The organism is Campylobacter sp. BCW_4321, from assembly GCF_001763075.1.
GTDB classification, from domain to species: domain Bacteria; phylum Campylobacterota; class Campylobacteria; order Campylobacterales; family Campylobacteraceae; genus Campylobacter_D; species Campylobacter_D jejuni.
Window position 1 is genome coordinate 103,612 of sequence record NZ_MJYA01000035.1, and the last position, 10,995, is coordinate 114,606.

Genomic DNA, 10,995 nt, shown 5'->3' on the forward strand with positions numbered 1-10,995 from the left:
TTTCATCCTTTAAAATCAAAAAGCCTTTTGAAAACAAACAAAGGTTCAATCTTGTTTTCTTGCGATACATTAAAATCTAAATGTTCGTTTAAAAATTTTTGTACCTTGGCAAAAGGTGTAAAAACGCTAACACCTTGTAAATCTATTAAAATTTTCAAAGCTCCAAAAACACTAAAATATAAGTAAATTTCTAAATATTTTGCTCTTTTACGCATTTGAAACAAGCAAGATTTATTTTCAAAGATAAAAGGAATATGATAAATATTTTCAAAACTTGCAAAAAGCATTTCTTTTAATATCTGATAACGCTCTATATCTTTACAATCTAAAAGATTTTGTATGATGAATTTTTTATAAGAAATTTTATCCTCTAAAATAGCGATTATTAAAGCCAATCCCTCTTCAAAAGGTTTGAAATTAGGACGCTTTGAAAGATGTTTAAATTGTATAACTCCACCATTTTGCATATAAAGTTCGGCTAAATATTCAGCGCCAATTTCAAGCTCTATCATGCTTTTGGTTTGAATCTTTTTGTGATTTAACAAAAGCGTATAGTGTCCATAGCCTGATTTAGCCAAAACTTTCATTTGTATAGGCAAGGTAGAATTAATCATACTCATAATTTTTCACACCATTTTACTAATTCAAATGCCAATTTTTCTTTGCTTTGCAAGGTGCTTTTATTTTCATTGTTGAAAGTGATAAAATAAAGTTCATTTTGATAGCTTCCAAAATAATTTTTTTGACCAATGATATTAAGGCAAACCATATCAAGTTGCTTATCTTTTAAAGATTTTTTCGCATTTTCTAAGGCATTTTGAGAATCAAATTCCATCTTAAAACCTATCTTTTTGCCTTGAAATTTGCAAGTTTTAAGCAAATCTTCATTTAAAGATAGATGCAAGTTTAAACCCTGTAAATGCTCATTTTTTTTAATTTTTCCTTTTACACTTTGAGGGATAAAATCACTCACTGCAGCCGTCATAATCAAAAAGTCATGACTTAAATTTTTATCCAAAAGCTCTTTTAGTTCCTTAGAACTTTCAAATTTGCAAAGCTCATAAGGCGTATCAAATTCCACAGAGCTTAAAAGTTTTACCCTAGCTCCTAAAAAATAAAAAGCATCAGCTATGGCTTTTGCCATTTTTCCACTTGAAAAATTACTCACACAACGCACATCATCGATCTTTTCTTTTGTGCCACCACCTGTGATAACTACACTTTTATCACACCAAAACTTTTCTTTTAAAAGCTCTCTTTTGGTGATATTAAAAATATCCTTAACTTCAGCTAAGGCTCCTACGCCTTCATCTTTACAAGCTAAAACTTTACAAATAGGCTCTATAATCGAAGCTTTATTTTCTTTAAGTATCTTTAAAGAATTTTGCGTGCTAAAATGATGAAACATATTTGTATTTGCCGCAGGAGCTATGATAAGAGGTTTATTTGCTGCGATTAAGGTTTGGATAAAAAGATTATCCGCTATACCAAAAGCAAGTTTATTGATAGAATTAACACTTGCAGGGGCAAACAAAACAAGGTCTACATCCTTGCTAAAAACTATGTGATTGTTTGAGTTTTGCCAACTTTCATTTTCCTCGCATAAAATCTCATCAGCCAAGGCTTCAAAACTCATTTTGCTAGCAAATTTTAACAAACCATTAGAAAGCAAAACTTTTACCCTAAAGCCTTCTTTTTTAAACAAAGAAATAAGCTCGTAAGATTTATAAAAAGCTATACTGCCACTAATAGCCAAAAGTATGGTTTTCATTTTTGAAATTTTTTGTAATAATAATCTTTTATCATCTTATGCTCTGCTCTATTGATAAACAAAGCACCTTTTTCTACATTGATACCTACCGTGCTTCCTGCTGCTATGATCACTTCATCTTCGATTTTTACAGGCGCGATAAATTGCGTATCAGAACCTACAAAAACATTTTTTCCTATGATGGTTTTATGCTTTTTTACCCCATCATAATTGCATGTAATAGTCCCACAGCCTATATTAGTTCCACTATCTATCTCACAATCTCCTAAATAGCTCAAATGTCCTGCTTTTACGGTATTTAACTTTGCATTTTTACATTCTACAAAATTTCCTATATGAGTGTTTTTTAACTCACAATTTGGACGCAAATGTGCCAAAGGCCCTACATCGCTATTTTCTACGATGGAATTTTCTATCACACTTGAGCTTTTAATGATAGAGTTTATAATCTTACTTTTACCCTCTATCCTTACATTTTCATATACTTCGCATTCACCTACAAATTCAACATCTGCACCTATAAAAGTGCTTTGCGGTAAATGAAAAATCACACCCTGTTGCATCCAGTATTTTTTAATTTTTTCTTGCATGAAATTTTCAGCTATACTGAGTTCAAATTTATCATTAATCCCCATAAATTCATCTTCATCTACAAAAACCGCTTTAATCATCACATCTTTTTCTTTTGCTAGTTTTACAATGTCGGTTAAATAATACTCTTTTGCCGCATTATTGTTATCAATCAAAGGTAAAAGCTCTTTTAAAAGTCTCGATTCAATCACATAAACCCCAGCATTGCAAGTATTTATCTCTTTTTCTTGTGTATTTGCATCTTTAAATTCAACAATTTTTTCAACGCTATCGTTTTTTATCACCACCCTACCATAACTTTTAGGATCTCTTGCTTTAAAAACTGCTAGATTTAATTTTGCATTATTACCTAACAAAGCTTCCAAACTTGTTTGCTCAACTAAAGGCATATCGCCACAAAGAATCAACACTCTTTCATTTTTAGGCTCAAACCCCCTTAAAGCTCCTGCAGTTCCTGGATAATTTTGCAAGTCTTGCTCTAAAATTTGTGTTTTTGGAAAATGTTCTAAAATTTCTTTTTCAACGCGTTCTTTTTGATGCGATAAAACTACACTTACATCATCACTTAAAGCAAAAGCCTTTTTTAAAATGTGTAAAATCACACTTTTTTGACAAAGCTCTTGCAAAACCTTTGGCTTTTGTGATTTCATTCTAGTGCCCAATCCTGCCGCTAAAATCAAAATAGAAGTTTTCATTTTTTACCTTTGTTATTAAGAAGTCTAAAAGACTATTTTAGCAGTTTAAAGTTAAAATCCTAATACCCTTAAACTAGTTTTTAGTCATCAAAAGATAAAATTTAAATTTCTTTAATAAAAAACAAAAAAGGTTTTTAAATTTTGAAAAAAATATTATTATTTTTACTTTTAAGCATGAGCTTATTTGCTGCTGAAGCAACTATCCCTACAGTAAATTTAAGCTTAAGTGCACCCAATACGCCTAATCAGCTTGTTACTACTTTAAATATAGTGATTGTTTTAACCATACTTGCGCTCGCTCCAAGTATAGTTTTTGTTATGACTTCTTTCTTGCGTCTTATTGTGGTATTTTCATTTTTGCGACAAGCTATGGGGACGCAAAGTATGCCACCTAACACTATTTTAGTAACCTTGGCTTTAATTTTAACTTTTTTTATCATGGAACCTGTAGCTACAAAATCCTATAATGAAGGTATAAAACCTTATTTAGCAGAAAAAATAGGCTATGAAGAGGCTTTTATAAAAGGAGCAAAGCCTTTTAAAGATTTTATGCTTAAAAATACTCGCGAAAAAGATTTAGCCCTTTTTTATCGCATACGCAATCTACCCAATCCCAAAACCATAGATGATGTTCCCCTTACGGTTTTAGTTCCTGCTTTTATGATTTCAGAGCTTAAAACCGCTTTTGAAATAGGATTTTTAATCTACCTACCCTTTTTAGTCATAGATATGGTTGTAAGCTCAGTTTTAATGGCTATGGGTATGATGATGCTACCTCCTACTATGATCTCTTTACCTTTTAAACTCTTGATTTTTGTATTAGTGGATGGATGGAATTTGCTAGTGCAAAGGCTTGTGGAAAGCTTTGTAACCTAAGAAGGAAAATCCTTCTTAGAAAAAGAATTCTAAATTATTCTTTTTAAAAGTATCTTTAACATCTTTAAGATATTTTTCTCCTAAAGAATCAAAAAGCCCATCTTTTTTGCTTTCTGCAATAAATTCATCAAGCTCTTTTTTAAGTTCTGCATTACCTTTTTGCACTGCTATACCCCAAAACTCAGGATTTTCTTGAAAAGGTGCCAAAATGGCTCTAGTTGTATCTTGATGTTTTTGCCAAGTGCGATAAATCGTAAGTTGATCATAAAAAAATCCATCAGCCTTGCCTTGAATCACTTCCAAAATAGCAGCATTTTCTTTATCAAATAAATTAATAGTTGCATTTTTTAAATTTTTAACCGCATATAAATGCCCTGTAGAACCACGCTTTAAAGCCAAAACTTTGCCCTTTTTATCTAAATCTTTGATATTTGTAATATCAGAGTTCAAAGGAGTTAAAATAGCCAAATTTGCCTTAGCATAAGGAATGCTAAAATCCACCACTTTCTTTCTCTCATCGGTAATTGTCATAGAAGACATTATAAGATCTATCTTGGCTGTTTTTAAAGCAGGTATTAAACCATCCCAAGCGATATTTTTTACTACAAGTTTATAGCCGTTTTTCTTTGCAAAAGCTTCTAAAAAATCCACGCTAATTCCACTTGCTTTGCCTGTTTTATCGCTCATTTCAAAAGGCGGATATCCAAGCTCCATTCCTACAACCAAATCTTTTGCACTCAAATTTAAAGCAAAAAAAGAGATAAAAATCAAAATAATTTTTTTCATAATTTCCTTTCAAATTTTTTGTAAAAAATTATACTAATTTTATCTTATTTTGTTATTAGCAATTTGTTTTAAACTTAAAAAATTAAAACCTTTAAACCCTAGTCTGCCCTATAAGATTATTTAATCTATCCATTATAGAATTAACATAAGAGTCTATACTTTGGTTACTTGCTTTCCAGCCATTAGCTTTTGCTTGATTAAACTGATTATCAAACCAAGCTCCACCATAACCTATGCTTGTATTTTGCCAAGCAACTCCTTTTTCCATTGCATATATATCTGCATCAAGCCAGCCATCTTGTGCATAACCTTTTAATAAACCGCAAAATCCACTTTGCCTGTCATGATGTCATTTAAAGCAATGCTATCACCATTAAAACTTTCTTTAGCCATAGCCCTATTGTAAGCTTCTACTTTTGGGTTAAGTGTAGTTTCTGAACTCTCAACGGGTTGTCCGCTACCATATGATTTTAAAAAACTCATAAACAAAGCTTCTTTAGAATAACTTCCATCTTCATTTTTTGGATAAACTGACATATCAGGATTAAATTGCCAATCTTCACCTTTAGAAACATTTTTGATTTCTTCCAAAGATAAACCAAAACTATGTCCATTTATGCCATCTATTAAAGATCCTGATTGTATATATAAACTTTCAGCTTCTTTCATTTGTTCAGGGGTTTGATAAATATTTGTAATAGAAGAATTTGAAAAATCTCTTAGGTGAGTGATATTCATTCTATTGCTTGGATCATTAAAATCCACCATTTATAGCATAACCCTTAGGCATAGAATTTATATCTGCTTCAGTGAAACTTGTTTTATTGGTATCATTAAAAGTATGATTAACAATTTGATTAAATTGATTATAATATTGTTTTATGGTATCAGCCATATCGATATTGGTAAAATAGCGAGAAATTCCTAGCTGTTCTCTTATATCTTGATATTGTGCTTCATTAAAGTTATATATCTCATCCAAAGTAGATTTATGTATCTTAAAATCTTCAGGCAATCCTGCGGCTTTGTTAAAATCACCATCTTTATCTACACTATAACCATAGGCTGTATTATTACTTATATCTGCTTGTTTATATTTTAGAGTATAAATAGAGTTTTTAAATTCACTAGATATATCATAATTAGGAGAACTTGTCTTACTACTTGTACTAAAATTAGTATTATTGCTAGTATTTGTTGTATTAGTAGAATTTAATACTTCACTTCTTATTAAAGTTTGTGAATTTGCACTTTGAATTTCATTTAATTTACTAGCATTTTGTTTTAAAAAAGCATTAGCAAAACTTATTTTAGAATTTTCTTTACTTTCTTTATTAGCTTTTGCTTGTGAAAGTATAGAATTATAGTTTGAGTTATCATTGATGCTAAAAGATACTCATATTAATTCCTTGATTTAGATTTTTTTGCCTTCAACCTAAATATATTAAAATAATATAAGCAAGATCTGTTCCGTTTTGGGGTGGAGTTATTTTTCTAAATAAATTTTTAAAGCCCTTTCATAGTCTTCTTTAGTATCAATCCCCATGCTTGTTGTTGAAATTTCAAGCATTTTGATTTTTTTACCATTTTCTATAGCTCTTAACTGCTCTAACTTTTCCGCTCTTTCAAGTGCAGAACTTGATAAAGAACAAAACTCCCTTAAAGCTTTGACACTATAAGCGTAAATGCCTAAATGCCCTTTAAAACTTTCCTCGTAATTTTCTCTTTCATAAGGGATTTTAACTCTTGAAAAATACAAGGCATACCCTTCTTTATCGCAAAGCACTTTAACCAGATTAGGATCCATAGCTTCTTCTTGAGTAATTTTTTTATAACAACTCGCCATAAAAGCTTTTTTATCCAAGCAAGAACTTGCAAATTTTTTAAATTTTAATAAATTTTCACATTCTATAAAAGGCTCATCAGCTTGGACATTAATAATAATCTCATCATCTTTTAAAGATAGTTTCTTACATGCTTCATTAATCCTATCCGTACCACTTTCATGATCTTTGCTTGTTAAAACCGCATTTAGACCATATTCTTTAGTGATACTTAAAACCTTTTCATCGTCTAAAGCTATACAAACTTCATCCACACTACTTACCCTTCTTGCAGTAGCCACAAACATAGGCACTCCACCTATATCACATAAAATTTTCTCATGAAAACGACTTGATTTTAATCTTGCAGGAATAATAATCATTTTTGCATCCAATCTAAAATTTCTTTTTTTATATTTTTGGCTTCAAATACCTTTTCATCGCTATTTTTCAAGTCAAATAAAGCCAAAATTTCATCTTTAACTTGGACATTAAACTCTTTAGCTATAAATTTTAAATCTTCTTTTTCATTCTTAGAATCCCTATCATATAAAGCTTTTATCATACTTGGAGTAAATTTTGTCCATTCTGCTGTAGAGGTAATAATGCTAGGTTTTAAAGGATCAAGCATTTTAAAACAAGTTGCGGTGTGTGGATCGATTAAAATCTTACTTTGTTTGATAAATTGCATACATTCTTCATCGGTGCAAAAATCCGCCTCAAAATCTTCTTGCAAACTTTGTAATTCTTCTTTTTCAAGTTTAAAATATCTCTCATTTTTTAACAAATTCATCAGTTCTTTAGTTCTTTTATCTTTAAATTTCGCAAATAAGAGTCTTTCGATATTAGATGAAACAAGTATATCCATAGCTGGAGAAATAGTCTTCTTAAGACTTTTTTCACGCAAATCATAAACGCCCTGATTAAAAAATTCACTCAAAATATTATTCGCATTTGAAGCGATTTTGATTTTTGAAATTTTAGCTCCCATTTTTTTAGCATAAAAAGCTCCTAAAGCATTGCCAAAATTTCCACTTGGAACGATGATTTGCACTTCTTCTAAAAACTCATTAAAAAGTTTTAAACTCGCATAATAATGATAAATAATCTGAAATAAAATACGTCCAAAATTTACAGAATTTGCTGCGCAAAGCTCATAATTTAAAGCTTTAATTTCATTTTGAAAATCTTTTGAAAAAAGCAATTCTTTTAAAGTGTGCTGCGCTGCATCAAAATCCTCATCTATGGCAAAAACTTTCAAATTATCCTTATCTAAAGCTCGCATTTGCAACTCTTGAACTCCACTTGTACCACCTTTTGGATACATACAAACTACTTTAACATTTTCTGCATTTTCAAAACTTTTTAAAGTTGCAGGTCCCGTATCGCCACTTGTAGCACAGATAATTAAAATATTTTTATCCTTTGAAAATTCGCTTAAAAGCACGCCAAAAGGCTGTAAAGCCATATCTTTAAAAGCTCTTGTAGGCCCATGCCAAAGCTCGTTAATATAGGTTTTTTCAGAGATTTTTTGCAAAGAAATAGGTGTATTTTTATCATCAAAGCTTTCATAACTTTTCAAAGCCTTTTTAAAAAGCTCTTCTTCGCCAAAACCAAAACTTTCTATAAGCTTTAAAGCAAAATCTTTATAAGATAAATTGGCATATTTTTCTCCTTCAAAAATAGGTAAATTTAAAGGCGAATAAAGTCCTCCTTCTGGAGCGTTTGGGTTAATCAAAGCTTCCTTAAAGCTTGATACATTATTTACATTTCTACTCTCGACCAATTTCATTGCTCAAACTCCTTAATATAAGTTCTAATTTGTTCTTTTAGTGTATCTTTTAAATCTATATTTAACTCTATAATTTGACATTTAAAACCAAAATCTTTAACTTTAACAAAATCCTTAAAAGTAAGCATTAGTGTATCGCAATTATGTTTTTTTAGCAAATTTTCTAATTCTTCTTTTTTAAACTCATAATGATCTTTAAAAAAATAACAAGCCCTTGCTTTGATAAAATGCTCATACAATCTAAAAGGTTTAGCAATAGCAGTTACCAAAACAGCCTTTGGATTTTCTTTTACAAAAGAATAACGCACAAAATCCCTACCTTCTAATGCAATAAAATCAGCCCTTTTTTCATAAAATTTTGGCAAACGATAAGCTCCACTTGGTAAGGTAAAATTAAAATAAGGTTTGATTTTACTTTCAAGCAAAATATCAAATTTTTTAATATGAAATTTAGAAAAAGCATCATCAAGTACAACGATTTTAGCTCCCAACTCAAAAGCTTTTTCAATACCTTTTACTCTATCTTCACTTACAATCACACCTTTGATATTTTCTTCAAAAGCATACTCCATAGCTTCATCGCCACTTTGTGCTAAGGTGCATAAAATTTCATTTTGATTTTTAACAACAAACAAACCTTTAGATTTTCTTTTATAGCCCCTAAGCACTATAAAAACGTCATCAAATTCCCTTGCTATAGCTTTGCAAAGCGGGGTTTTTCCATTACCTCCAAAACTTAAATTACCAACGCTAATAACAGGCTTTTTAAAAACTATTTTTTTACGAAAAAAAGTATTTAAAATCGCAAAAAAAGCATAAAGCACACTTAAAGGTAAAAGTACAAAAGCAAGACATTTTTGCCAAAAATTAGGCTTAAAAAAATAATTATCAAGCCAAAGTTCATAATTTTTTTCTTCACTCATTGTTTAAATTTCCAAAATTTCAGGCATTTTTCCCTTAAAAGCATTTTTTTGCATGCGATTTTTTAACATAGCAATCAAAGAAGGATCAAGCGTTCTTAAAAGTTTTTCGTCATTAGTTTCTAAGGCTTTTAAACCTTCATCGATTTTTGCATAAGAAAAACCTAAATCCCCCTCATCGCTTTGATTTTCCCAAAGATCCGCACTTGGAGCTTTTTTGATAAAATTTTCATGCAAATTAAGGTATTTTGCTAAGGCATAAATTTCACTTTTATAAAGCGATCCTATAGGATTAAAAGCACAAGCTAAATCCCCATAAATCGTACCATAACCCAAAAGTAATTCGCTTTTATTAGAAGTGCCTATGACTAAAGAATTTTTCAAAGCAGAATAATCATAAAGCAAACTCATTCTAATGCGAGCTGCAAAATTTCCTAACGATACTAGAGTAGTATTTTCACTTTGCTTTATAAAAGCATCTAAAATGCTTTGAATTTCTATGATTTTATATTCAAGATTTAAATCCGCACAAAGCCTTAAAGCATCTTCGAGATTGGCTTTATTTGAAATTTGAGTTGGCATTAAAAGAGCAAAAACATTCTCTTTTAAAGCTATTTTGCAAAGCGTTGCTACTAAAGCAGAATCAATCCCGCCACTAAGCCCCAAAACCACACCTTGACTTTGAGAATTTTTCACTTTTTCTTGTATAAAATCACACATTTTTTCTGTTATCTTTTGCCAATCCATAAAGCTTGCCTTTTAAAAATTTAATGTATAATTATATTTATTTAAGGCAAATTTTTCATTAAAGAGGCAAAAAATGCAAATTATCAAACAAGCTTGTGGAGCTTATGAGACAAATTGTTATATTTTATTTGGTGAGCATGGAGAAATTATCATTGATCCTGGTTTTGATGCGCTAAATTTCATCAAAAAACATGTAAAAAATCCTTTAGCGATTTTAAATACTCACGGACATTACGATCATGTTTGGGATAATGAAAAAGTAAAACAAGCCTATCAAATCCCTATTTATATTCATAAAAATGATGCTTTTATGCTTGAAGATCCTTTTAATCAAGGTTTTATATCTAGCAAAGCGGATTATTTGATTGATGATGAAAATATCATTTCTATAGGCGGATTTGATTTTAAATTTCACTTTTTACCAGGACATACGCCAGGTTGCACTATGATAGAAATTGTAGGTAAAAATATCATATTTAGTGGAGATTTTTTATTTTATAGAAGCATAGGAAGATGGGATTTTCCTTATTCAGATGCAAATTTAATGAAACAAAGCTTAGAAAAAGTTATGACTTACAAAGAAGATTTTAAACTTTTACCAGGACATGGACAAGAGACTACTTTAAAAAAAGAACAAGCCCATTTACCCTCTTGGCTTAGATACTTTTAAGGTATATTAAAATGGAATTAGATCAAATTTTATTATATGCTTTTATTTTTTTAAATCTTTTTGCTCTTTTTGGTTTATTTTTGGGAAATAAAAAGAAAAATCAATTTAACGATAAAAAATTTTATAAAATCTGCCCATGTAAAAAAATGGCAGAAAATGGATCTTTAAGTACCATTTGTATTTATTCAGCTGTGGGAGGATTTTTTTATAGTGTATTGTCTATAGGTTTTATAGGTTTTGGTAATTGGATTTTAAATTTTATTTTTTTACTTGCATTATTAAGCGTTTTTTTAGGGTGGAAATTAAAGCTTGATTGAAAAATAT

The 10,995-nt window shown here is 30.0% G+C and carries 11 protein-coding genes and 1 pseudogene; 3 read left to right on the forward strand and 9 right to left on the reverse strand.

The features are described 5' to 3' along the window. Positions 1-2 precede the first annotated feature (2 nt). The 3 genes from AJN58_RS05575 to glmU are packed head-to-tail and all read right to left on the reverse strand — an operon-like array spanning position 3 to position 3,057. Positions 3-620, reverse strand: a complete 618-nt coding sequence (locus tag AJN58_RS05575; RefSeq protein WP_070278584.1) for a hypothetical protein — start codon at positions 618-620, stop codon at positions 3-5. Further along, positions 617-1,771, reverse strand: coding sequence for a bifunctional phosphopantothenoylcysteine decarboxylase/phosphopantothenate--cysteine ligase CoaBC (gene coaBC, locus AJN58_RS05580; protein ID WP_070278586.1), 1,155 nt, complete (start codon positions 1,769-1,771; stop codon positions 617-619). The genes AJN58_RS05575 and coaBC overlap by 4 nt, the downstream gene beginning before the upstream one ends. Then, on the reverse strand, positions 1,768-3,057 hold the full coding sequence (glmU, locus tag AJN58_RS05585) for a bifunctional UDP-N-acetylglucosamine diphosphorylase/glucosamine-1-phosphate N-acetyltransferase GlmU (protein WP_070278588.1): 1,290 nt from the start codon (positions 3,055-3,057) through the stop codon (positions 1,768-1,770). Before glmU ends, coaBC begins: the two co-directional genes overlap by 4 nt. A 141-nt stretch (positions 3,058-3,198) precedes the next feature. Here glmU and fliP point away from each other — a divergent pair, with 141 nt between their 5' ends. Further along, on the forward strand, positions 3,199-3,933 hold the full coding sequence (fliP, locus tag AJN58_RS05590; protein ID WP_002852529.1) for a flagellar type III secretion system pore protein FliP: 735 nt from the start codon (positions 3,199-3,201) through the stop codon (positions 3,931-3,933). 15 nt (positions 3,934-3,948) lie between these two features. Here fliP and AJN58_RS05595 read toward each other — a convergent pair whose 3' ends face one another. The 6 genes and pseudogenes from AJN58_RS05595 to AJN58_RS05620 all read right to left on the reverse strand — a co-directional run bounded on the left by AJN58_RS05595 (position 3,949) and on the right by AJN58_RS05620 (position 10,001). Next, the gene (locus AJN58_RS05595) at positions 3,949-4,719 is read right to left on the reverse strand and encodes a transporter substrate-binding domain-containing protein (protein WP_002859503.1); all 771 of its coding nucleotides are present in this window, start codon (positions 4,717-4,719) and stop codon (positions 3,949-3,951) included. Positions 4,720-4,810: 91 nt separating this feature from the next. Continuing rightward, positions 4,811-6,103 (reverse strand): annotated as a pseudogene (locus AJN58_RS05600) (Cj0814 family flagellar-dependent secreted protein). Between the two features lie 102 nt (positions 6,104-6,205). After that, complete coding sequence (kdsB, locus tag AJN58_RS05605) at positions 6,206-6,925, reverse strand: 3-deoxy-manno-octulosonate cytidylyltransferase (RefSeq protein ID WP_070278360.1); 720 nt, start codon at positions 6,923-6,925, stop codon at positions 6,206-6,208. Beyond that, a complete protein-coding gene (gene thrC / locus AJN58_RS05610) occupies positions 6,922-8,334 on the reverse strand; it encodes a threonine synthase (protein WP_070278337.1) in 1,413 nt (470 codons plus the stop codon). The genes kdsB and thrC overlap by 4 nt, the downstream gene beginning before the upstream one ends. Further along, positions 8,331-9,257 carry a tetraacyldisaccharide 4'-kinase gene (locus AJN58_RS05615; protein WP_070278339.1) on the reverse strand — a complete coding sequence of 309 codons (927 nt, stop codon included), beginning with the start codon at positions 9,255-9,257 and terminating at the stop codon, positions 8,331-8,333. Before AJN58_RS05615 ends, thrC begins: the two co-directional genes overlap by 4 nt. Positions 9,258-9,260: 3 nt before the next feature. Next, the gene (locus tag AJN58_RS05620) at positions 9,261-10,001 is read right to left on the reverse strand and encodes an NAD+ synthase (RefSeq protein ID WP_070278342.1); all 741 of its coding nucleotides are present in this window, start codon (positions 9,999-10,001) and stop codon (positions 9,261-9,263) included. A gap of 73 nt (positions 10,002-10,074) precedes the next feature. On the opposite strand from AJN58_RS05620, the gene AJN58_RS05625 reads away from it, so the two are divergent. Together AJN58_RS05625 and AJN58_RS05630 are read left to right on the forward strand one after the other, a co-directional pair. Beyond that, complete coding sequence (locus AJN58_RS05625; RefSeq protein WP_070278344.1) at positions 10,075-10,671, forward strand: MBL fold metallo-hydrolase; 597 nt, start codon at positions 10,075-10,077, stop codon at positions 10,669-10,671. An 11-nt stretch (positions 10,672-10,682) separates the two neighbouring features. After that, entirely contained in the window at positions 10,683-10,988 is a 306-nt protein-coding gene (locus tag AJN58_RS05630; RefSeq protein WP_070278346.1) for a hypothetical protein, read from the forward strand. Positions 10,989-10,995: the final 7 nt, after the last annotated feature.